Source organism: Pseudoalteromonas sp. SCSIO 43201 (assembly GCF_023716725.1).
GTDB classification, from domain to species: domain Bacteria; phylum Pseudomonadota; class Gammaproteobacteria; order Enterobacterales; family Alteromonadaceae; genus Pseudoalteromonas; species Pseudoalteromonas peptidolytica.
The window spans coordinates 646099-668660 of the sequence record NZ_CP072684.1 but is presented as its reverse complement, the minus strand read 5'-3'; the positions used below and the strand labels follow the sequence as shown (position 1 = coordinate 668660).

The 22562-nt window shown below is 41.5% G+C and carries 20 protein-coding genes; 10 read left to right on the top strand and 10 right to left on the bottom strand.

The features are described from left to right. The first annotated feature begins 422 nt into the window (after positions 1 to 422). The 3 genes from J8Z24_RS19530 to J8Z24_RS19520 all read left to right on the top strand — a co-directional run bounded on the left by J8Z24_RS19530 (position 423) and on the right by J8Z24_RS19520 (position 3106). Positions 423 to 1394 carry a tetratricopeptide repeat protein gene (locus J8Z24_RS19530; RefSeq protein WP_211091668.1) on the top strand — a complete coding sequence of 324 codons (972 nt, stop codon included), beginning with the start codon at positions 423 to 425 and terminating at the stop codon, positions 1392 to 1394. Positions 1395 to 1463: 69 nt separating this feature from the next. Next, positions 1464 to 2204, top strand: coding sequence for a ferredoxin--NADP reductase (locus J8Z24_RS19525; RefSeq protein ID WP_176032802.1), 741 nt, complete (start codon positions 1464 to 1466; stop codon positions 2202 to 2204). Between the two features lie 5 nt (positions 2205 to 2209). Continuing rightward, positions 2210 to 3106 carry a hypothetical protein gene (locus J8Z24_RS19520; RefSeq protein WP_252095684.1) on the top strand — a complete coding sequence of 299 codons (897 nt, stop codon included), beginning with the start codon at positions 2210 to 2212 and terminating at the stop codon, positions 3104 to 3106. Here the strand turns inward: J8Z24_RS19520 and J8Z24_RS19515 are convergent. Further along, positions 3084 to 3962, bottom strand: a complete 879-nt coding sequence (locus J8Z24_RS19515) for a TPR end-of-group domain-containing protein (RefSeq protein WP_147391047.1) — start codon at positions 3960 to 3962, stop codon at positions 3084 to 3086. The genes J8Z24_RS19520 and J8Z24_RS19515 overlap by 23 nt on opposite strands. A 114-nt stretch (positions 3963 to 4076) precedes the next feature. Between J8Z24_RS19515 and J8Z24_RS19510 the strand changes: the two genes are divergently transcribed. Beyond that, positions 4077 to 4778 (top strand): substrate-binding periplasmic protein, encoded by a 702-nt coding sequence (locus J8Z24_RS19510; RefSeq protein WP_252095683.1) that lies wholly within the window; start codon positions 4077 to 4079, stop codon positions 4776 to 4778. Positions 4779 to 4916: 138 nt separating this feature from the next. Continuing rightward, complete coding sequence (locus J8Z24_RS19505) at positions 4917 to 5384, top strand: hypothetical protein (RefSeq protein ID WP_147391049.1); 468 nt, start codon at positions 4917 to 4919, stop codon at positions 5382 to 5384. A 148-nt stretch (positions 5385 to 5532) separates the two neighbouring features. Here J8Z24_RS19505 and J8Z24_RS19500 read toward each other — a convergent pair whose 3' ends face one another. The 3 genes from J8Z24_RS19500 to J8Z24_RS19490 form a co-directional block, all read right to left on the bottom strand. Then, complete coding sequence (locus J8Z24_RS19500; RefSeq protein ID WP_147391050.1) at positions 5533 to 6438, bottom strand: histone deacetylase family protein; 906 nt, start codon at positions 6436 to 6438, stop codon at positions 5533 to 5535. A 172-nt stretch (positions 6439 to 6610) separates the two neighbouring features. Continuing rightward, complete coding sequence (locus J8Z24_RS19495; RefSeq protein WP_252095682.1) at positions 6611 to 7237, bottom strand: response regulator; 627 nt, start codon at positions 7235 to 7237, stop codon at positions 6611 to 6613. Continuing rightward, a complete protein-coding gene (locus J8Z24_RS19490) occupies positions 7230 to 8342 on the bottom strand; it encodes a sensor histidine kinase (protein WP_252095681.1) in 1113 nt (370 codons plus the stop codon). Before J8Z24_RS19490 ends, J8Z24_RS19495 begins: the two co-directional genes overlap by 8 nt. Positions 8343 to 8544: 202 nt before the next feature. Between J8Z24_RS19490 and J8Z24_RS19485 the strand changes: the two genes are divergently transcribed. Continuing rightward, a complete protein-coding gene (locus J8Z24_RS19485) occupies positions 8545 to 11310 on the top strand; it encodes a methyl-accepting chemotaxis protein (protein ID WP_252095680.1) in 2766 nt (921 codons plus the stop codon). A gap of 57 nt (positions 11311 to 11367) precedes the next feature. On the opposite strand, the gene J8Z24_RS19480 is transcribed toward J8Z24_RS19485, so the two are convergent. Then, entirely contained in the window at positions 11368 to 12096 is a 729-nt protein-coding gene (locus J8Z24_RS19480) for an alpha/beta hydrolase (RefSeq protein ID WP_147391054.1), read from the bottom strand. Positions 12097 to 12471: 375 nt separating this feature from the next. Continuing rightward, a complete protein-coding gene (locus J8Z24_RS19475; RefSeq protein WP_252095679.1) occupies positions 12472 to 15063 on the bottom strand; it encodes a M1 family metallopeptidase in 2592 nt (863 codons plus the stop codon). Between the two features lie 1098 nt (positions 15064 to 16161). On the opposite strand from J8Z24_RS19475, the gene J8Z24_RS19470 reads away from it, so the two are divergent. From J8Z24_RS19470 to J8Z24_RS19460, 3 genes are all read left to right on the top strand, one after another. Beyond that, positions 16162 to 17064 (top strand): LysR substrate-binding domain-containing protein, encoded by a 903-nt coding sequence (locus J8Z24_RS19470; RefSeq protein WP_176032809.1) that lies wholly within the window; start codon positions 16162 to 16164, stop codon positions 17062 to 17064. Positions 17065 to 17453: 389 nt separating this feature from the next. Further along, complete coding sequence (locus tag J8Z24_RS19465) at positions 17454 to 17702, top strand: hypothetical protein (RefSeq protein WP_125251814.1); 249 nt, start codon at positions 17454 to 17456, stop codon at positions 17700 to 17702. Between the two features lie 326 nt (positions 17703 to 18028). Next, positions 18029 to 18187, top strand: coding sequence for a YqaE/Pmp3 family membrane protein (locus J8Z24_RS19460; RefSeq protein WP_176032810.1), 159 nt, complete (start codon positions 18029 to 18031; stop codon positions 18185 to 18187). A gap of 33 nt (positions 18188 to 18220) precedes the next feature. Here the strand turns inward: J8Z24_RS19460 and J8Z24_RS19455 are convergent, their stop codons facing one another. After that, positions 18221 to 18826 carry a LysE family translocator gene (locus J8Z24_RS19455; protein ID WP_128731971.1) on the bottom strand — a complete coding sequence of 202 codons (606 nt, stop codon included), beginning with the start codon at positions 18824 to 18826 and terminating at the stop codon, positions 18221 to 18223. Between the two features lie 145 nt (positions 18827 to 18971). Between J8Z24_RS19455 and J8Z24_RS19450 the strand changes: the two genes are divergently transcribed. Beyond that, the gene (locus J8Z24_RS19450) at positions 18972 to 20324 is read left to right on the top strand and encodes a hypothetical protein (RefSeq protein WP_176032811.1); all 1353 of its coding nucleotides are present in this window, start codon (positions 18972 to 18974) and stop codon (positions 20322 to 20324) included. A 230-nt stretch (positions 20325 to 20554) separates the two neighbouring features. On the opposite strand, the gene J8Z24_RS19445 is transcribed toward J8Z24_RS19450, so the two are convergent. The 3 genes from J8Z24_RS19445 to J8Z24_RS19435 are packed head-to-tail and all read right to left on the bottom strand — an operon-like array spanning position 20555 to position 22534. Next, positions 20555 to 21049 (bottom strand): GNAT family N-acetyltransferase, encoded by a 495-nt coding sequence (locus J8Z24_RS19445; RefSeq protein ID WP_147390917.1) that lies wholly within the window; start codon positions 21047 to 21049, stop codon positions 20555 to 20557. A gap of 18 nt (positions 21050 to 21067) precedes the next feature. Beyond that, positions 21068 to 21670 (bottom strand): TetR/AcrR family transcriptional regulator, encoded by a 603-nt coding sequence (locus J8Z24_RS19440; protein WP_147390918.1) that lies wholly within the window; start codon positions 21668 to 21670, stop codon positions 21068 to 21070. A gap of 3 nt (positions 21671 to 21673) precedes the next feature. Then, a complete protein-coding gene (locus tag J8Z24_RS19435; RefSeq protein ID WP_252095678.1) occupies positions 21674 to 22534 on the bottom strand; it encodes an alpha/beta hydrolase in 861 nt (286 codons plus the stop codon). Positions 22535 to 22562 lie beyond the last annotated feature (28 nt).

The following is a 22562-nucleotide window of genomic DNA, read 5'->3' as shown; positions in this document are numbered from 1 at the left end:
AAAGTTCCTTGGTAACGTAATCGCAGAGTTTTGGAGACACGCCTAAAACAAAGCGAATCACACCCAAAAAAGCCGCTCCTAGCGGCTTTTTTTTTGATCATCATTCTTTGATGTATTGAAAATTAGCCCGCACAAGATAAAGGTGGTAGAGTTTTAAGTAAGCCACTTTGTTTCATACAAATTAATACCAATTTGACTTAATACTTGCTCAATTTGAAGGAGTAAACCTGACGCTAACAGCGTTAAAAATTTCTTATTTAGAACAACTAAATAGCAAAACTTTTGCCTTGCCTACATATATGTAGGTAACTTAGCGATAGTAGGACGCGGTAGCGGAGGTATCGACAAGATTTTCGCGCCTTATAATAGACCACTTAATAAAGATAATTGATATAAACTGGTTTGAGTTAGGAGTAGTGACGATGCTCGCTATAGTTCTTTTTACTTTGATGACAAATAGTGGGGTTGGGCTGGATTGGGTTAGCCTTAACTCGCTAGTTAAAAATAAACCAGGTGAAGCAATACAAGCATACCAAATTGCACTCTCGCGAGACGATCTCACTCTACGTGACTACTATCGGCTTCATAGCCTTGCCATTCGTGCGGGGGCAATTACATTTAATAATTCAGTGTTGTTAACGGCACTGGAAGCGTTAAAAAATAAAGATTTTGATGCACTCATCGAGGAAAATAAAGTCAAACTACTCGCCAATATTGGCGTCGCTTATCGCTATCGCGAACAAAATCAACAGGCCATTTGGCACTATCGGTGCGCAATGAATGAGGCGACTAGCTCGCAGTATAAAGCGGCACTTAAAGTGAATATTGCCATTGCCTATACGCGAATCAATCAGCCTTCTCTTGGTTATAGCTTGCTTAAAAACATAGAAAAAAGATTCCTTCCAGATTACATGCGGGCAGGACTTGCAACTGCACTTGGGAATATTACGTTTGCACTAGGTGAGTCTGAAGAGGCGCTACGCTATTTTCAAGAAGCAGCAAAACAATATCGAGATGATGAAAATTATAAAGCAATGAGGCAAGTAAGTGTAAACAGCCTCGGAATACATCTCTTAAATGAAGACTTTGCTAGCTATCACAAAGTTTTGGCAGAAGTTGAGCTAGATGATGAGTTGATGAGCGCCAAGCAGCACTACCTATCTTGGCTTACTGAGTTAGAGCGCCTGTTAAAGCAAGGTAGCAATAAACCAAATTTGAATACGCCAGATATTATGAAAGCTTATGCGTTGGGTGCTGCAAAAGAGGATTACGCAGCGATGGTCAATGCCCATATTGATAAGTTTTCTCTCTCAATACCTAAAGTCGATGCACAGATTGTGGTTAAGGAGCCATTACCAATTGAACTGGGCAAGCCGTGGTGTTTAAACCTTTGACAAACGCCTGTTTTTTGCCATGGTTATGTTATTGCTTTTTATTGGTGAATAGCTACTTTTGGAGAAATCATGTCACAGTGGGTAAAAGGAGAGGTGATCGACATTGTTCATTGGACACAAACGCTTTTTAGTATTCGATTTAGAGCAGATATCGCGCCTTTTAAGGCCGGTCAGTACACTAAGCTAAGTTTAGTTGAACACGGCGTTCGAACGTCCAGAGCCTACTCTTTTGTGAACTCTCCATCAGAATCAACTCATGAAGTTCTGGTTGTAAGTGTACCTGAAGGCAACCTGTCCCCTGCGTTACATCAGCTCAAAGCTGGGGACTTCATTGAGGTCTCTCATAAGGCCAATGGATTTTTTACCCTAGATGAATTACCGCCATGCGATACACTATGGATGATCTGCACAGGTACAGCCATTGGACCATTTTTGTCTATGTTGGATGACGGTGAAATATGGCAACGGGTAAAACAAGTGCACCTCATTCATGGCGTTAGACTCAATGCTGACTTGTGCTACCGAGCAAAGCTAGAGCAACTGCAAGCGCAAAGAGGTGAGTTTACTTATATCCCTTTAGTAACGCGAGAGCAACCTGAAGTGGGTTATCAGGGACGAGTTACGGAGCTTGTGGAAAACAAGCAATTATTAGCGCATTTTGGTTATTTACACTTCCCAGACAAAAGCCATTTTATGCTGTGCGGTAATCCCGATATGGTAAAACAACTCAGTGCTCAGTTACAGAAGATGGGTTTTGAACGTCATAGGCGGGCAAAGCCCGGTCAGATCACTGTCGAGCAATACTGGTAATAGCAATGCAGACTAGGTTTATCTTTTTGGTATATCTGACACTGGTATCTTGTAGCGTTATTGCCGTCCCAAAAGTCATCAAAGTCGTAGATGTAGCGAAAGAGAATGGAACGCCCCAGAATCAATACTTTCTGTCGGTTTTACGCTTGGCCCTAGATAAATCACAGCATAGATATGGCGAATACTGGTTGGAGCGCATCGACTTACCAATCAACCAGTCTCGACAGTTTAAAGAGTTAATTAAGCACAACATTGATGTATTTTGGACTGTCTCTACAGCTGCAAGGGATGGGCAAGCACAGCCTGTAGCTATCCCAATTGCATTTGGCAGTTTTGGTATTAGGGTATTGGTCAAAAATGTCGCTGATAAGGCCAAGCTAAATACACATTTGTCCTTATCGGAGTTGCAAAAGTTCAAGGTCTTATTAGGTAAAGACTGGCCTGATGTTGAGATTTTCGAAAAGTCAGGTTTTACAGTCGAAACGTGTATGGACGGCCTCACCTGCTATCGAGTGCTTACAAATAGTACCGGCAGGGTCTTTCCGAGGGGAATAATTGAAGTAATACCCGAAATAAGGTCTTTTGGAGATCAACGACTTAGCTACAATGGAAAGAATCTATTGCTCTACCCGTCTACAGTGTACTTCTACGTCAATAAGGAAGATAACAACCTTCACCGTTGCTTGGAATACGGCTTAACCCAAGCGCTTAAAGATGGCTCATTAGCTGCACTTTTCTATGAAAGTAGCTTGATGGATGAACTAAAAAAGCACTTTAATCTGCAAAGTGCTTCGGTCCATCAAATAGGTAATCCTTTGATCAAGTCAAAAAAGCAGCTCGAGACAGTGACTCAATTACAAACCGAGCTGCTAAAACACCTTAACTATTCACCAGCTCGTTAAAGCTTTGGTTGTCTGCAAGGCTAGCAAAAGCTGGTTCATGTTGTAACTCATTCTTTAAGTTCGGTGCATACTCAAGCGCCATACGAATATCAGCCATTGCATCTGCATGTTGATAGAGCATGGCGTATGCACAAGCCCGTTGCCAGTAGGCATAGCCGTAATCGCTGTCGATTTCTAATGCCTGATTACATAGGTCGATAGCGGTGTTAGTTTGCCCAAGCTCCAATAGCGCATCGGCTTTGTAAGCAATAGCCTCAACATCTTCGGGCTTACGGTTGAGGATCTCATCGTAAATTTCAATCTTAGAATTCATATCACTTTCTAGGTTTGCTCGCATCCAAAGTGAGTGTACTTCGTTGGTGATTGAAATTTTCTTTTGATTATTGAGGATCTCCTCAGAGCGCTCACGTAGCTTTTCTTCTAATACTTGTAGGCGCTTTTCGTATTCATCGGTAATAGTACCTACACGCTGACTAACAATATCTTCAACTTTACTTTTTATGTCTCTAAATGATGACCATCCAACGACCACTAAAATTGAAGCAGCTGCGGTTATAAGAAAGAGCACGTTATTAATGGTGTCGGTGGTATAAGTGATAGCACGATCAGCGGTATCTAATTGTGAATGGCTGATTTTTTTTTCAATGTCAGCTCTAAGACGCATTTGATCTTCTCTTACCGCTTTTAGCTCATCAAGGATGTAACGCTCGATTAATGGACGGTACATGGGTTCTTGTAATTGGCTTAAAGCCTGTTGTTGTTGGTTTTCTGATGGCTTGTTCTGTGAGGACTGCTCCGAAGCTGAAGAAGTCAAACTAAAAGCGGCAAGAAAAATAAATAGTACTATGCTTTTCATATTAATAATCTAAAAATTATATTTTGCAATATGTTGCATGAGTTAAATAGGAATTGCAAAAGCTTAACTGAGAAAGCCGCTTGGCGTTGTCCTTTTTTTGTAATGTGGCCTTTATTGCTGATATTACTATTAAGTGGTGTAAGTTATGCCAACACTTTGCTTGTGGTGACTGAGGAGTGGCGTCCCTACAACTATACCAATGATGAGGGAGTCATTGTTGGTAGAGCGACCGACAAAGTACGTGAAGTGCTGTCGATGGCAGGGGTTAACTATGAAATAAAAAGCTTTCCGTGGATCCGCGCAATGGAGACGGCAAAGAGTAGGCCGAACACCTTGATTTATACCATCTACCGCACGACGCAGCGTGAGGAAGACTACGAATGGGCGTGTCCCTTGATCCGTCCCGTGCCGATGTATTTTTTTAAACTGAAATCTAGAAAAGATATTAAGGTTACTCAACTTGAAGACGCGAAAAACTACACTTCGGCAGTGGTCAAAGGCAGTATTTATCATGAATTTTTGCTTAAAAATGGCTTTGTAGCTGGTAAACATTTGATAGTTTCTGCGGAGCCTACTAGTTTTTACAAGCCATTCTTTAGAGGACGTATCGATCTTGTTATGTCAACGGAGTACTTGATGGGGGAGGCGCTTGCTGCCGCTGACATGGAATACGAAGATGTTGAACTGTTAGTAGAAGTAACAAAAGCGAATCAACAACGCGGCTGTATGGCTTTTAATAAACAAACCGACCCGCTGATAATTAAAAAAGTTCGAAGGGCATTGGCTGAGCATAATAATAAATTTGTTGGCCCATAGTCATTACCTTGTTATTTGCAGCCAACGTATGAGTTATGTGCTGTATTTTTTATTGAAGTTTAAAAACCTTGCCTCCGTTTAATAGATGATGAAATGAGGTGCAGCTTAAACGAGTCAAGTTGGGGGTGCTGAATAGTTATGAATATTGTTAAAACCATCTCAAAGCCTGAAAATGCCAAAGCCTTGGTTGTCTTAGTTGGATTGATAATGCTTGGCCGGTCTTTTTATTATTTTCTGATTGATGACTCGAACCTGATCATTTGTACGAGGCTTCAATGTATGCAACCACAAGCTTCGATTTTACAAGTATTTAGAATGGAAATACCGATGTTCGTTATGACCATTATCTGGCCTATTGTATTTGCTGCGCTGAATTTAATAAATGACAAAGTACGTATCGCTCATCAAATGTTTTACACAATAATAGGTATACACTTTCTATCTTGTTTATTAGCTGCCGCTACTGTGTATAGGTTTGGAAATATTGGTGAAGGGGTTTACCTTGATGACACTTTTAGTTCTGTTATTGCAGTCGTAACGCTAACACTATTGTCATCAAGCTGTGCGATATATTTGTTCAGGAAGAAACTTCGTTTATTTGAGTGACAGGGAGTAACACGAAAAAAGAGAAACGCGCACCGTTGGTGCGCGTATTCAGTGCCATCGTGAAGGGGGGTTATCCTAATAGCCCGAGGGCTGTTCAAACCCTTCATGATAGTAAACGAAGGGTGACAGAAAAAAGATCAATTATTTTTTAAATTTTTGCAGCTTGTTGAACTACTATTGCGTGACGCTTTGCAAGACGCTGATGATTTTTGTCGTAGCCACCGCCAATCACGGTGGCTACGGGAATACCATGTTTATGGCACAACCCTAAAACCAGCGCATCTCGCTTTGCAATGCCAAGCCAAGATATATCGAGTTTTCCAAGGCTATCTCCTTGCCAAACATCGACCCCAGCATCATAAAAAACAATATCAGGGTTAAGGTCCAGCAGCAAAGACTCTAGCGTGTTCGCTACGATATCGAGGTAGCGGCTATCTGTTAAACCAATATCCAACCCTATATCTAAGTCACTTTGGTGTTTACGAAATGGAAAATTCTTTTCACAGTGAATTGAGCAGGTGAATACGTACGGGTTGTGCTTCAGCATAGCTGCTGTGCCATCGCCTTGGTGAACATCTAAATCAAAAATGAGCGCATTGGTGATCTTTTGTGTGTTGATAAGTTCTGTTGCGGCAAAAGCAAGGTCATTTACCATACAAAAGCCAGAACCAAAATCGAAATGTGCGTGATGTGTGCCTCCTGCAAGATGGCAAGCTGTACCGTATTGCAATGCTAACTCTGCTGTTTTCAGTGTGCCAAGTGGCGCAGTAAAGGTACGTGCCATCAGTGCATCTGACCACGGTAAGCCAATTCTTCGCATTGCCTTTGGGTCAAGTCGATTATGCCACAAGTCCCAAAGGTACTGTTCACAATGCACCAACTCAAGAGGCGATGGCGAGCCAAGCTCTGGCTCATAGACATTATTTTGTATTAGCCCTAGTGTCTTGAGCTCTTGATATAGACGTGCAAACTTACTCATCACAAAGCGATGTTGCGGATCAAAGTTAAATGAGTAATTGGGGTGGTAAACCAGCGGTAAGTTTGGGTTGTTCAAAAAAAGCTCGGGAAAAGTTACAAAGAGGTATGTTAACCATTGTATTAGCGAACAGCGCTATTTTGAAGCATGGAAAGACATAAATGACATGAACTGACATACAGCCAGGTCTCGGGGGTGGCCGTCTGAGTAAGCAAATGGAGGCAAAGCTACCTCGTTCTAGGTAGTAATTCTACTCTCCAAACCCCAATTCTTTTGCTTTTAATGTTGCTTGTGTCCGGTCTCGAACTTGCAACTTTGATAGCAAACAAGATACGGAGTTTCGGATAGTACCTTCCGCTTTATATAAGGTGTTGGCTATTTCTTTATTAGAATAGCCTTTGGCAATTAGTTGTAATATATCTCGCTCGCGGGTGGTCAGTTTGTCTAACGTGAGATCTGGCTTTTCCATTGTCTCAGCCAACTCTTCTTGAACAATAATCTCACCTTGATGAACTTGTCGGACAGCGGCGATTAACTCTTCTAATTCTATATCTTTGAGTAAACAGCCTTTGGCGCCAAGCGCCATAGCTTGTTTCAGCTTGGTAGTGTCATTAAACGTGGTGAGAATAATCACTTTAAAATTCACGTTGAAATTATCTAATGCGCTCAGTACATCAACACCATCTAAAGTAGGCATGCGCATATCCAAAAGAACAATATCGGTACTGATCTTATGCTGTCGTACTAGCTGTAAAAATTCGTCGCCACTGCCGCAGTGACCTGCACACACGATGTCATCACTAAGTGACAGCAATGCTCGCATTCCCTGTCGTACAAGCGCTTGGTCGTCGACCAGGTACACCGAAATTTTAGTCATTAGTCGCCCCAAATTGGATAGTTAATGTGACACCTTGTTTGGTTACAACCAACAGGCTGCCACCAAGCTCTTCAATCCGCTCTTGCATACCGACTAATCCATTACCAAAACGTATACTGTTAAGTGTGATACCATTATCACTGATCTTTATGGTTAACCCATTGTGGTTATATACGGCCACCTGCATTTTGTCAGCTTTCGCATGTTTTAATGTATTGGTAATCGCTTCTTGGCAGCACTTTAAAACACAGTTTGCATAACTCAGCTTTTCAAGTAATGGATGATGTTCGTAATCAAGTTCGATGTTCAATCTAGGTATAGATTCAGTTAGTTTGATGAGGGCATCGTATAAATCTATATGCTCATTGCTACGTTTATCACTTACCAGGTCACGAATACACGTAAGTGTCTCTCTGGCTTGCTGGTAACAACTATCAAGCAATTCGTTCAGCGGCTGCGCAGCGGTTCGACGTGCAACGTCTAAGTTGACAATGAGGCTGGTAATTTGGTGTCCAACATCGTCATGTAACTCACGCGCAAGTTGTAACCTTTCTTGCTTAGCAATACTTTGGCTGAGTAGAGACTGGGTTGCAGAAAGCTGACTATGCGCCAGTTGTAGCGCTTCTTTAGCCTCTTGCTCTTTTTGCATTCGCTTGCACACAACAAAAGCAAAAAGTTGAAAGCATGCAAACAACACGGCATTTAAGTATTCAAATCCATTGTGCCAAAAGAAGTGCTGTGAAACGACGTAAAAGCACGATGTAAATATAATGTAGCCAAGTGCAAAGCTAAGGGGCACATAGAATGCCAGTATACCGACAACTTTTACATTATAAATGAGATGGATGGCAGCAGGCGAAGTGATACTGATAGACTGGATCAGTATTGCAAGTACAACGAGCATTGCATATCTTGCCTTATATCCATAGTGCTTTTCAGATTCGTTGATACATAATAATACCAATAGCAATATTGCAATATGCTGAAACCAAGGCAGCCACTGAACACTTTGCTTTACATATGTTAAGCTCGGTATAGCAACCGCTAGCCAAGTGACAAGCGTTGTTATTAGCCAAGAAGTTGGGTAGCGAAAAAAGCCAGGCATCTAGTTACTCCTACCCAACAGCTGTTATTGGGTATCGTTATTCCTTTATCACTCAATAAATTATCCTATCAAATAAATATGACGCTGTGATGATGACGAATGTCACAACTTTTACCTTATGAATAAAATTGCAATATTTGTGACATCCCTAATCCTGCTCTATCTTTATGTAATAATCTTTTCATAATTAGGGATACGTGCGATGAAAAGTGTCAAAGCAAAACTGATCATAGCAGTCACGGTCGGGTTAGCGGTGATGTTAGTCGGGGCCATGATGACCGTTTTTACGATGAAACAGGTTTCCGAGCAATATGATGAACTTATCGACAATGAGTTGACGGCCAGAGAGCAGATTAATTTAGTGCTGGATGACTTTAAAACTCAAGTACAAGAATGGAAAAATGTGCTAATTCGAGGTAGTGATCCTGCCTTATTAGATAAATATTGGACAAGATTTGAAGCGAAAGAGCGTAACGTTCAGTCACAGGTGGACACAATTTTATCGCGCTACACATTGCCACAGTCTCTTCAAGATAAGCTTAAAAGCTTCCAAGAAGAGCATCTCATATTAGGACAAAAGTATCGTGAGTCTTTTGCTGTATTTAAACAATCAGGGTTTGATACTCAACTAGCAGATCGCCTTGTTCAAGGAATTGATAGAAAAGCAAGTGCTTACTTACATGAAATAAACAAACAGATCAACACCCTTGTTGAAGAACGTACAGCCGTGACTGTAGCGACGAAGCATCAGGTGATCCTGTTAAGCACGATCGGCTCTATTATAAGCGCGTTGCTGACTTTAGCGCTGTTGACATGGTATATGCAGCGTTTAATTACGCGACCAATTCATCATGCTTCTGTTGTTGCTAAAGCTATTGCACAGGGGCGACTCGACAATGAGGTTGAAGTTCACAGTGACGACGAAATTGGTGACTTACTACTCAACCTGCGGCAAATGCAAACTAACCTACTTGACGCGACTAAAAAACTTGAATTACAAGCTCGAGAAAATCAAAGGATCCGTTATGCGCTCGACAATGTAGCGGCTCCTGTGATGCTATGTGATGACCACAATCAGGTTATTTATGTAAACCGTCAATGTGAGGCTTTGTTCCAGCGCTATCAAGCACAACTAGAGTTACCACCGCAAGTAGTACACAGCGCGATTCCCAGTGCATTACTCCATAGCTCGGATGCCCTTGCACAAGCCGCCGGGTCGCTGCTGAAGCAGCTGGAGTGGGAATGGTGTGTTGACACCGTCATTATTGCAGCGACGGCCAACCCAGTCACTGATCAAAATGGTGTGTTGCTTGGAACCGTGTTTGAATTTGCAGATTTGAGTCAAGTAAGACGCGCTGAAAAACAAGTTGAACAACTTATTCAATCAGCATCTGCTGGCAAGCTGTCTGAACGTGTGAATTTGGAAGGCTATGTCGGTTCAATGAAGCTGATTGCTAATGGTTTAAATAAACTGCTTGATGCAGTAGAGCAACCTATAAAACAAACAAAACAGCACCTCATCGCACTTTCTAAAGGAGAGATCCCTGAGCAAGTTAATACGCAATTTAAAGGCGAGTTTGCCCAGATCCATACCGCATTAGAACATGCAACGGCATCCCTATCGCTACTGATTGAAGATACGTATAGCTTGGTTGCAGCAGCAGGCAAAGGAGCCTTATCTACACGTGTTGATGAAACCAAGCATCAAGGTGAATTTAGAAAAATTATCCGTGGTGTTAATGAAACATTAGATGCGGTATCAAAGCCCGTAGCATTGACGAGTGACTACCTAGAAAGTATAGCAAATGGCCAACTTCCAGAGCTAAATAAAGCTGGCTACAAGGGCGAATTTGAGCGTATTTATCAAAGCTTGGTGCGTAGTATTGATGCGATTGAGAAAATGCTGACAGATGCAGAGAAACTTGCAGAAGCTGCCAGCGAGGGGGATTTACATCATCGAGCAAAGGCTGATACACATCAGGGCGCTTATGCCAGCATAATTTTGGCGATGAATAAGACCTTAGACTCCATTGAAGCACCACTAACTGAGTGTATGAATGTGATGGACGGCCTGTCGCAGGGAAATTTAACACGACAAGTCGAGCAAAGTTACAGTGGAGATTTTGCCTTGCTGAAACAGTCTGTGAATACCAGTGTTGCGAATTTAGCAGATATGATCCAAAAACTGATTGCGATGGCTGAGTCGATCACTGTTTCAGTTCAGCAGATCACCACAGGTATTGAAGAGCTAAGTGAGCGCTCATCTTCACAGGCTGCTTCTATTGAAGAAACACGTGTATCTGTGGGAGAAATCACCGAAACCGTACACTCTAATGCTAGTAATGCACAATCAGCGAACCAACTTGCAATCTCGGTTAATCAACAAGCAAAACAAGGTGGAGAAGTGGTCGAAGCGACGATTGGGTCAATGGCAGAAATAACGAAAAGTGCGAGCGAAATCCTTACGGTGATAGAGGTTATTGATTCAATTGCTTTTCAAACCAATTTGTTGGCGCTTAATGCGTCTGTTGAAGCTGCAAGAGCTGGAGAAAAAGGCAAAGGGTTTGCAGTAGTAGCTGCTGAAGTGAGGAATTTAGCATTACGCAGCGCAAGTGCCTCAAAAGACATCTCAAAGCTTTTGAGCGATAGCACCAGCAAGGTGAAGCAAGGCTCGAAATTGGCTTCAGAGTCAGGAAAAACCTTGAAAACCATAGTTGAAAATGTCTATGGTTTAGCCTCACAAGTGCAAACAATAGCAGAAGCTTGCGATACACAATCTTCTGGCATTGAGCAAATCAACCTTGCAATTAAGCAAATTGATGGCATTACACAGCAAAATAATACATTGGTTGAGATGACCAACGCCTCAGGACTTTCTTTACTGAGTAAAGCGAATGAGCTTCGCGATATGGTTGAGCAATTTGATATTGGGAAATCCAAAACCGAATTAATAAAATGTGTGGGCTAACAAGACCTTACCAATAAGACAGTGTGTTTTTGATAAAGTCTTTACTATAAGCACTGTTTAATTCTGGCAGGGTGACCCGTTAAGGTGGGCGGTCACCATTTGCGCAACACTGTGCTTCAACCAATGAGGTCCTTCATCTGACATATCGTTATGCTTTGCTTTTGCTATGGTCACTACGCAGCTATGATACTTTTTAAGTTCTTCGTTATTTGGCAATACGCCCGGATCTGCTGGGAAATCACTTGCTCGGATGGAAAGCACCTTGATTTTTGGATCCCTTGGTAGCGGTACGCGGCGGTGATCCAATGTAATAATATGATCAGCAAATGTAGCACCATGATTGATAAGCCATGCGGATATATCTCCACCATTGGAATGTCCAATAAGCAATACTTTATCGAAGTTATACGCTGGTAGCTGAGTTTTAAAATGGGCGCGAATAAAAGATAAGGTGTCTGCACCTCTTTGCCAATTTTCAGCACGTGTTTCGTATAAGTTACCTTCTACAGACAGCGGTGGATCGCTTGGTAATTCGTGTCCAACCGCGACGACTAAATAACCGGCTCGATTGAGCGTTTTCGTCAAAAATTGGTAGTCTTTATGCGACACTCCATACCCTGCACTTAACATTGCAACGGCGCAGCGAGCAGTGGGTGAGCAGTTAACCGCGTTATCAGGAAAGTAGGTTTCAATGGGGATCTCTCTATCACGAGAGGGATCTGTTACTGTTTGTGCAAGTGAACAAAAAGGTAGAAAAAATAAGTAAATTACTAACGCTCTGAACATGTATGCAGTCCTAAAAATGGCGGCGTCTAATTGCTACGCCGCCTTTGGTTGGTGATTAATATCAATTAGACTTAATACTTGCTCAATTTGAAAGAGTAAACCTGACGCTAACCGCGTTAAAAATTTCTTATTTAGAACAACTAAATAGCGAAATTTTTGCCTTGCCTACAGGATATAGATACCTTGGCGTGAGCAGGACGCGGAAGCGGTGTTACCGACAAGATTTTCTCGCCTCAAAATAGACCACTTAATTAAGATAATTGGTATAAATATAATTTTGTTTTAGGATAATTATTGGTTGCCCTTAGCTATTATCCTTTGTCGAAGTTTTAAATCGACTTTGTGTCAACACTGTTGGGTATAACTACCACAAGCTCAACTTAATTGGTTTAAAAATGCCGTTATTGAACTTAATTCTCTTTGCTTTTTATTGACGCATGTTTTTGTAGCTAACTCAAGCTGTTGCAAACTCTTTTCTAGCCCATCAATATCGGAACGCATCGGTTCGAAAAACTGCTTAGCTTGATTGAGGTGTGATGTATCACAACGCGAAAATAAATAGAAAGGTAACCTTGGAACCGCAAATGGCGGGAGTTTTGTTTTAAGGCTTGTAAAGTTGTTATAAAACCATTTTTGATAACGCGCTTTTCGCGCTTTACCTTGTTTGTTACCCGCTAAGATATACCCTAAATCAGAGGCCGTGACCTGCTTAGTGAGCGCATACTTAAGCATTTCTTGTTGCAAAGCTGGCTCACCAAAATAACCCATTGCTGACAGCAAGTGCGTACGTTTGCTTGGATTAGTCGTTGACTCAAACTGCTGCTGATATGCCTTTAATAGCTCAGCACTGCCATAATAAGCTGCTATTTTTAAAAAGCTTTCTACTAGGTATGGGTCAACCTTATCTGCGTTGCTGAGATAAAGTAGCGCTTGCTTTTTGGCGTGGGTAATAATCTCACTATGCTTAGTCTCAAAAGCCAGTATTTCTATTAGCTGAGCGCGGATCTCAGAGCTAGCTGGTTGCTCCTCTTTAGTCGCTGTTAGCCCATAATGCTTAAATGCAGGCTCAATATAGGTGGCAAAAAATGCCGCCCAGCGCTTTTGGTCAATATTCTCTTTATACAAATGATATTGACTGAGTAAACTCGTCAATGCGGTTTTAGCGACCTCAGGGTGGTCATCATTAGTATAGTGGCCTAATGTTGTCATGAGGGTGGCAGTATCAATCTTTCCGGCATCTAATAGCGCCTCGACATTATCAAGCACATCCAGTTTTTCACGTGTATTGAGCTTGCTGGTGGCGTGCTGCGTTAAGCCAATGAGGTTTTCTGATGAAAGCTGCCAGCGGTAGTAACCTGTGACATTGGCATTAGGTAATATCCACTCAGGTTCAAATGCCAGCGTGACTTGCTTAGATTGTGCGTCGAGTAGCAGCGATGTGGTGGCCGATTGTTCCCCTTTCCCATAACGTAGAATGATTGGAATGTGCCAAGTTTGAGATGGTACTGTTTGCCCGTGAATCGCAAAACGTTGTTGTGATATTGTCAGTGTTGCGCCCTTTTGTTCCACGGTTAGAAGTGGAAAAGAAGCTTGAGAAACAAAAGAGTTTAACACAGCGGCAACCTCTTTATTCGAGACTTTACTCAATGCGCTCCAGAGATCTTTTGCCTCGGCATTTTTATGTGCATACTGACGGACATAGTTTCGCATGCCTTGCTTAAAAACGTCCTCTCCTAACCATTGTTCGACCATATACAAAATGGCACTGCCTTTACTGTAAGCTAGCCACAAGCCATCCATAATGTCTGCTTCGGTATTGATTGGCTTTTGAATAGGAGAGGTCGTGGCTTGAGCATCAAAGTCCATCGCGTAGTGTTGCAGCAATGCCAAGTTAGATTCCAGTTCAGGATGGAGCTGGTGGGTGATTTTGGATGCAATCCATGTCGCAAATGCTTCGTTGAGCCATAAATCGTTCCACCACTTCATTGTTACTAAATTTCCATACCATTGATGTGCTAACTCGTGAGTAATAATATTGAGGTGATCAATACGAACACGTTGAGTTGAACGAGCTGGGTCGATAAGTAAAATATCTTCTCGGTATGTTACTAGGCCTGCGTTTTCCATTGCTCCAAAAGGAAACTCAGGTACGGCGACTTGATCCAATTTTTTATAGACATAGGGAATGTCAAAATACTTTTCCAGTGCTGTTAATATTTTTGGCGTATTTTCAATGCTATATGCGGCAAGACTTGACTTGTTTTGCGGTGTAATTAGGTTTCCAGGAACAGACATTCCCGGTACTTTTAGCACTTCAAATGGTCCAACCGCGATCGCTAGTGAATAAGATGGTAGTGGAAGTGTTTTATCAAAGTAATGAGTAACCAGCCCTTTTGATTTTGTTGTTTTTAGCAATGGTGTATTGGTAAAGACTTTTTGATCTTCAGGCGCTGTGATGGTTATTTTAAAGGGGATCTTATATTCAGGTTCATCAAATACAGGAAATGCACGGCGTGCGTCGCTCATTTGAAATTGGCTGAATAGATAGGGAACTCCATTATCAATCGTTTTATATAAACCAACACTTTTCCGATTATAAGGTGCAGTATAATCCATCGTCAGGGTGTAACGACCTTTGGGGAAGCTATGCTCACAGCTGAGCTTAACTTTACCAGTTTTAAGCATTTGACTTTCAAGATTGCAAAATTGTTTTCCGTTTAATTTTGCGGTTTCAATGTTGTAATCAAGGCCGTTAACTTCAATGAATGACGTCTCGTTTAAAACCTCAAGTGTAATGACTGTACTGCCCGAAAATACATCTTTTTTGGGATCTAAATTAAAAGCCACAGTTTGCGATAGTGGCTTTGCTACTGGTGCCAAGCGATGGAGTGCTGCGTTATCCTGTGCGAGAGATACGGTACTTATCATTAACAAGACAGCACCGACTGAATGATGTGTATTTAGCATAAAATTCCTTGCCTATTGTGATAGTGTTATTTTTGCTTGGTTAATTATCAATTTGACCAGAAAACCCCTAAATAAAACAGGTGAGTCGCAATGCTGCTTCTGTGTCAGCATGGCTTTCTTACATCATGGCGATAAGTTAAATTAACCTGAGCTTCGGATAATTAATGCCTTCCTAGCAGCCAGTTTTAGCGCTAACTGCGTTAAATTCACCTCCAATAGTCAGCTATTGGTACGTAAGTTCGCCTTGCCTACAGGATGTAGTTACCTTAGCGAGAGCAAGACGCGGTAGCGGTGTTTCCCCCAAAACTGTATAACTAGAGAAGGGATAATTTAATGTGGTTTTGAAAACAATGAGTTAGCCCACTCCTTATCCAAACCTCAGGTTAAATTGAGCAAAAAATATTATTATTATAAGGGCTTGTTGATCTTTACCGTTTTACTTTTTTCTCCTGAGTGAGTTTTAGTCGCAGCGCTTGGTTTGCCGTTTAGTGATCTAGGCAACTGTTGAGCAACAATGAACTAAGTGCACTCAAGTGAACCCAAACTGCTGCAAAAACAAACTTGAAAGATAAACAGAGCCCAATTTTTCAGCACGTTGAATGGCTTATCGATACCAAACAATCGCGGTGAGCAGGGGTTACCTGCGTCCCCTTTACCATAACAATTTCTCTGTCTATAGGTAGGCAATTTATCGTTAGATTTTATGTAACAAAAAGTGTTCTTCAACAGCTTTTGTGTTTCACCTTGAAAGTTAACTACTGGGCAGTTTAAATAGCAAAAATACAAATGTATTGCGCGTTTTAGTATCTAATGTGCTCAAGGTATACCACGGCTAAATAAGCAAATTTACGTACAAAATGTAGGTGGCTCGAAAAGTAATAATTATCGAGCGCTTGGCTATTTATGCTTTATCACGTGTTCAAGTTTTAAGTATGAGCCAATGAAATTTAACCAGTTCACGAGCGTCCATTTAGGCTTGGGTTTGCTGTAGTGCATCGTCTTTCCTTTACTAATTTTACGAAATCAATAACTGTATATTGGTTCAAAATATGGCAGGATACCAACGATGTTTAATTACAATTAATATAAGTTGAACTTATGGATAAGAGGCTCAGATACCTAAATGCGTTACGTTGCTTTGAAAGTGCAGCTAGGTTGCAAAGTTATACACAAGCCGCATCAGAATTGAATATTACACAAGCTGCGGTGAGCCAACAAATGCGCCAACTAGAAACAGCCCTGGAAGTTAAATTATTTGTTAGAAAAGGTCGTAACATGCACCTAACTGAAGCCGCTGAGGTACTGTTGACGTCAACTCAAGGTGCATTTAACCGTCTAATTGATGGCTTAAATCAGATCCAAATGCAAGAAATGGCAGGGAGTTTAACTATTACTTCAACACAGTCATTTTGTTCATTATGGTTAATGCCCAATTTATGCTCTTTCTATGACGCTTATGATGATATTCAAATTCGTGTACTTGGCTCTAACCGCTTAGAAGACATCAGGCTTAATCATATTGATGTAGCGATCCGGTTCTCAACTAAGGCCGATTTAGCTTGCCCTATAGGACTTGAACAGATTTACTTGGGGGGAGATAAAAGTTACCCAGTTTGCTCAGCAAATTATAAAGCAAAACTCGATCTTAAAACGCCCGCGGATTTAGCAAGATGCGATTTAATCCATCACGATGACAATAAAGTGAGCTGGAAGGAGTGGTTTGAGGCGCAAGGTTTATGTGCCACGAGTGCTTGTGCAAAAGGGCCGCATACACGTGTTTCATCCAATGATTTAGCGCTGAGTGCAGCATTAAAAGGGCAAGGCGTTGCATTGGTTTCTAAGGAATTATTTTTAGACTTTCAACAAGCAGGGCTTATTGTACAGCTTTTTGATATTCCGCACCCTGTAGTTTGGCAGCGTTATGTACTTTATGACCCTCATTCACCTAAACGCAAACGTATTCAAGTATTTATAGACTGGCTAATCGACAGCCTTCCTTAAATAGCGCTAATCGGTATGCGCACTAACAAAGTCATATTATGTCTTTCTTATGGCTAGTTTTCACGTTTTTCGCATAAATTCGCTTTGCTTACTTTGGGAGGCACCTAGCTACCGCTAAGGTACCTACATCGATGTAGGCAAGGTAAAAATTTTGCTATTTAGTTGTTCTAAATAAGAAATTTTTAACGCTATTAGCGTCAGATTTACGCCTTCAAATTGAGCAAGCATAAAGTCTAATTGGTATAAGTATTGCCATTATCTGGTCATGTTAATTTTTGGTTTTTATTTTGTATCTTTTTTTGTGTTGTTTGTATATTGCGTGCAATCGCTATAAAAAGGAGGTACACTGCCAATAAGTTGCTTAACGGACAAATTAAAAGGACATTAATTTGAAATTTATTATTTCACTATTTCCAGCACTGATCTTAACCAAAGTGGTCTTTTATGTATGGGATTTCGATTATCTCATGATAGGTGAACCCTTGGATGTTGGTAAGTTGCTAATAGATATTAGTGTGTTCGGTTTTTTCTATTTTATTGCGCTTTTAGCATACGATCACTTCTTTGGTGAGAAGCTACAATTGGAGCGCTCATCGGCAAAACAAGTTGTTAATAAAAAGAGAGGCAGTTCAACCTAATATTTACACTTCTCCTATTTTGGTTTAACGATTTTTGAATGTACATGTCAATTACTTCTACATGGTCAACTCACTTATAATTGTTGGGTATAATTTACATCCCTCTGTATTTTTTATCTTCTATACTGTAAATAATTCTCTAACTAACTATGGCCAGAGCTAGTTGTTAGTCCAGCAACGCATAATATTACGAGACAACCGATTAGATGCGAACGCCTGATTAGCGCTGGTGTTATCCCCGTTCTCTCTGGCTAGATAAGGAAGTAAGTTTATTGCTGGCATCATTGTTGCTGCTACATCGTATTCATCACGTCTAGGAGAAAAATATGGATTTATTGAGAGTTATTATCGCAATTTTACTGCCACCTCTGGGGGTTTTCTTACAAGTAGGCCTAGGTGGTGCTTTTTGGTTGAACATCCTGCTTACGTTACTTGGATACATTCCGGGGATTGTGCATGCTGTATGGGTCATTGCTAGAAGGTAACAAGCGTCACGGTCATCTTTGCAGGTCTGCCGCTTAACCTGCAAAGATCTCAATGATGATGGGGACAACTGAAAGTACCAAGAGCATTGCCATTATAAAATTAAACCACCGACGTGCTTTAGCACTCTTTAAAACATGTTGGAGTGTTGAACCGAACACCAGCCAAACTCCCACGCAGGGAAACGACACCAAAAGAAAGACGACACTAATCATGACATGCTGATATGTAAACTCTGTACCCGTCGTTGTATAAGTTGAAACCGCCCCAACTGCAACTATCCACGCTTTAGCGTTCACCCACTGAAATAATGCACCTTTTAGAAATGAAAATGGCATTGTGTGGGTTTCGGCGAGTTTGATACTTGATGACTTGGCAATTTGATATGCGAGGAAAAGCAGATAAACAACGCCTATACACTTGAGTAAATAATGCAGTATGGGATAGCGGGCAAACAGTGTTGCAAACCCAAGACCGACTAGCAGTAGCATGATGGCAAAGCCTGCACATATACCACTAAGTAATGGGATACTGTTTTTGAACCCAAAGTTCATGCCTGACGACATCACCATGATGTTGTTGGGTCCGGGGGTTACTGAAGAAGCAATAGCAAATAAGGTGACTGCAATCAGATAATCCAAGTTTCTTTCCTTAATACTTGTCACTTTACTTTTTTATATCACAACGCAGTAGAAAGCAAATTAAACCTCGAGTTGTTTTTTATTTTGTTATAATGTAGCATTTATTAAAGTTATAACATCACATATGTATGAGTAGGACTCTTTCATGGTACTAAAAGGTAAACTTTTGGCTGTTGCCATTTCTGCACTTGTTCTTTCTGCTTGCGGCGGTACTGAACACACAATTGTAAAAGCTGAGTCATCAACTCATGATGATAGCAGCCACAATGATGATCACGATGCCGATCACCACACTAGTAATACAGATACACTGGGTCGTATCCTAGTTACTAGCGCTGAGAGTAACGTTGTCAATTTGTATTCAGCAGCAGATAAGTCATTAATTGATGCAATCGGTGCGACTAGCTACCCACAGTATATTTACCCGTCAGAAAATCATCGCTTTGCAATTTTAGTACAGCGCGATGAGGGTAGAGTTGAATTTGTTGATGGTGGCTTATATCGAGAAGCACACGGTGATCATTATCATGCCTATCAACATGTGCCTGCTTTGGTTGATTTTCAGTTAAGTTCGGTAAAGCCTACTCATGTAACCGTTGGCGAGTCAGGTATTGCGGTATTCTCCGATGGTGACGAAGAAACGGCGCAAAATGCAGGCGTTACTATGTTTAGTGAGCATCACATTAGTGGCGAGCAAAGTGAGGCCGCAACACTGCAATATAACACCTATATGCACGGCGCTGCGCAAGCTAGAGGCGAGTATTTGGTCAGCACTATAAGAGCACCAGAGAGTGAAACGTCACTGCCTTCGCAAATCGGTTTGTATCATGCCCATGGCGACCACTTCCATCAAGCGCAAGTATTTGACTTGAACTGCCCTGCTTTACATGGCAGTGCACAAAACGAAGATGTTGTTGCGTTTGCGTGTGCTGACGGTGTTGCACTTATCAGTCAGCAAGGCTCAAGCTTTAACGCTACTAAAGTAACAAACCCCGACTTTTTTGCACAGGGGCAGCGGATCTTCGCCATAAAAGGGCATCATGAAGTAAACCAGTTTATCGCTGCTGCCGGTAATGATCTTGTTCTGCTAGCGCCAGCAACTGGTCATATTGAGAAGTTGGAGTGGCAAGCGAGTGAACAATATCGTATTGCTAGCTATGGCTTTAGTTTTGGTGGAGAGCACTTGGTAGCAATGGACACCGCGGGTAAATTGAGCGTTTTCACAGCCCATGAGCATGACAATGAACAGCACTGGGAAATAAGCGGTGTGACTCAAGTGAGTGATGCTGATCTTACCGCCATGCCGACAGGCCACAAATTTCAAATGACATTTTCTCAAGCAGAGCAAGCGGTCTACGTGAGTGACCCAATTGCTCAGCAAATTAAAAAATATGACTTAGCATCAGCAACATTGCAAGACACTATTGAGCTTGACTATGTACCTGAAAAGCTTGTTTGGTTAGGTATTGCTGAAGAAGCGTCTCACGACCACGAATAACTCCCTCGACGAGTTCTATTAACCCATGTATGTGGGTTGATATAACACACTGTAGATAGTGGTTTTGCCACCTTAGTAACGCTAAGGTGGCATTTTTTTGGCGTTAAAGAATAGAGGATGAATTCGGTAATAATGTGCCTAGTTAACACTTGCTAATTTGAAGGAGTAAACCTGGCGCAAGCTGAACTACTGGCGCTTGCTAGAGTACCAAGCCCTAATAACAATACATATTAGCGCTTTGCGTTATAAGTATAGATGTTGCGTTCAGCGACAGAGCCATTCATTGTTGTGGTGTAATTTGCGACCAATTCAAAACCGTGGGTGCTAAACAGATGATTTACAGCTAATGCGTCCACGCGACAGCGTGTATGGATCTCTTGCTGAGCTTCACTTAATGCAGCGTGTAATAGCTGCTTACCAATGCCTTTACCACGAGTTTCGGTGTCTACCATAAAATTAGAAATATATAAGCCAGTTTGTAATTTGAAACGTGCTCTATCTTTAAAGTGTGCTATTGGTACAATAGACAAACTACCGATCAATTTTTGTGTTGAGGTATCAAAAATCACATGTACATCGCCTTCTGTGATTTCTTTTATCATCAGTAAACGGATCTCAGCACTATCAATTTCCTCATTACGAGGAGGGGCTGAAAAGGTTGCAATGTACAACTCTGTCAGTTGTTCAACTATCTCATCGGTTGGTGTAGAAACACGTTCTATCATGCCCTAATGGCTCCTGTTTTAAGTTTTGTTAGTATAGCTGGTGAGTAAGTGCTCAATATTGCGTTTAAATAGCTCACTTGCGTGTTCGGTTAATACAGTGTTTTTTGCGATGGCATGTCCTAAATACAAGTTGTACAACTCGTAAGCTGCACACTGAGGATCCAACTGAGGGTTAAAAATACCAGCACGAATACCGAGCTCTACTTTGTGTTTTATGTAACCAAAAAGCCGATTATGCTGCTCGGTAACTTTTTTGTGAATTGGGCTATTGGTATGGCAGTTAAACTCAACCAAGGCTTTTATAAAAGGACAGGTTAAATGTGGCTCGTTAAATAACTCACGTGTCCAATCAGCCCAAATAGAGAACAGTTTTGTTAACTGAGTCAGTGGATCGTCATCTCTTGCTGGCGCTACAACGTGAAGCATAAACTGCGATTCGCAGTAATCTAAAATCGCCAGCTGCATATCTTCTTTACTGTCAAAGTGAGAGATAAGTCCACTGCGAGATAAGCCACAAAGTTTTGCCATAGCGCCGATAGTTACTTCAATCAAGCCATATTGGCTACTAAAGCGCATCCCTTGTTCTAATATGCTTAGCCGTGTTTTCTCGCCTTTATTCATCAGTTATGCGGTTATTCTTTGAGTAATACTTTTGATAACGCCAGTATCGCCTAAAATGCGGCGATGTCCAAGGCCTGAAGTTTGAATTAAACGCTCTGGTGCTGTCGCTATGAGCGCATGCACATGCTCAAATGGCGCAAATTTATCCTGAGTATCGTGAATAAAAGTAGGTTGAAACTGAGCCACACTATCATGAAACTTATCTCGGATACGGTGCCAGTGAGTACCATATTTAGCCGTAATAGCGTCTAACACTTGGGCTAGCATTTTTTCAGAAATTCCCGCACGGGTTACACGCTCGAACATTAACTCAAAAAACTGTACAGGTGTTGCAATATTGATGATAACACGATTATGTAAATGGTAATCGGGTAAGTTCATTAATGCTACCGCGCCCATGGAGTGCCCAACTAATGCTACAATTTCATGGCGTTGTGCTTCAAGCTGCTCTATCAAGGTGTCAAGGGCTTCAATAAACGCCAGCAAATGTGCACGTTTACCACAAGATTGACCATGACCTGCATGATCTATGGCAACCACGCAATAGCCTGCTGCGACTAGCTCAGGTATTAAGGTATCGAAACAACTACTATTATCGGCCCAACCATGGCTGAGAATAACCGTTTTTGAACCAAGTCCAAAGATGTTCACATGCACACGGCCAAGAGAAGTCAAAATATTCATCTCGCCATTAGGCTTCTTATTTTTAAACCGGTAGTCACGCTTACCATGTGGACTCATTAATAGTACTTGCCCAAGCCTTGCCGTTACTGGTGGCGCAAGCGTACACATCAATCCTGTTATCCCTCTGCTTGCACGAGTTAATACAGACCCATCTTTATCGTTAAAGTAGCTGAATTTCATCCTTATCTCCAAAAAAGAACACTTGTAC

Coding starts and splice junctions, on each gene's coding strand:
- J8Z24_RS19530 (WP_211091668.1), top strand. CDS start 423: ATGCTCGCTATAGTTCTTTTTACTTTGATGACAAATAGTGGGGTTGGG.
- J8Z24_RS19525 (WP_176032802.1), top strand. CDS start 1,464: ATGTCACAGTGGGTAAAAGGAGAGGTGATCGACATTGTTCATTGGACA.
- J8Z24_RS19520 (WP_252095684.1), top strand. CDS start 2,210: ATGCAGACTAGGTTTATCTTTTTGGTATATCTGACACTGGTATCTTGT.
- J8Z24_RS19515 (WP_147391047.1), bottom strand. CDS start 3,962: ATGAAAAGCATAGTACTATTTATTTTTCTTGCCGCTTTTAGTTTGACT.
- J8Z24_RS19505 (WP_147391049.1), top strand. CDS start 4,917: ATGAATATTGTTAAAACCATCTCAAAGCCTGAAAATGCCAAAGCCTTG.
- J8Z24_RS19495 (WP_252095682.1), bottom strand. CDS start 7,237: ATGACTAAAATTTCGGTGTACCTGGTCGACGACCAAGCGCTTGTACGA.
- J8Z24_RS19490 (WP_252095681.1), bottom strand. CDS start 8,342: ATGCCTGGCTTTTTTCGCTACCCAACTTCTTGGCTAATAACAACGCTT.
- J8Z24_RS19485 (WP_252095680.1), top strand. CDS start 8,545: ATGAAAAGTGTCAAAGCAAAACTGATCATAGCAGTCACGGTCGGGTTA.
- J8Z24_RS19480 (WP_147391054.1), bottom strand. CDS start 12,096: ATGTTCAGAGCGTTAGTAATTTACTTATTTTTTCTACCTTTTTGTTCA.
- J8Z24_RS19475 (WP_252095679.1), bottom strand. CDS start 15,063: ATGCTAAATACACATCATTCAGTCGGTGCTGTCTTGTTAATGATAAGT.
- J8Z24_RS19470 (WP_176032809.1), top strand. CDS start 16,162: ATGGATAAGAGGCTCAGATACCTAAATGCGTTACGTTGCTTTGAAAGT.
- J8Z24_RS19460 (WP_176032810.1), top strand. CDS start 18,029: ATGGATTTATTGAGAGTTATTATCGCAATTTTACTGCCACCTCTGGGG.
- J8Z24_RS19450 (WP_176032811.1), top strand. CDS start 18,972: ATGGTACTAAAAGGTAAACTTTTGGCTGTTGCCATTTCTGCACTTGTT.
- J8Z24_RS19445 (WP_147390917.1), bottom strand. CDS start 21,049: ATGATAGAACGTGTTTCTACACCAACCGATGAGATAGTTGAACAACTG.
- J8Z24_RS19440 (WP_147390918.1), bottom strand. CDS start 21,670: ATGAATAAAGGCGAGAAAACACGGCTAAGCATATTAGAACAAGGGATG.
- J8Z24_RS19435 (WP_252095678.1), bottom strand. CDS start 22,534: ATGAAATTCAGCTACTTTAACGATAAAGATGGGTCTGTATTAACTCGT.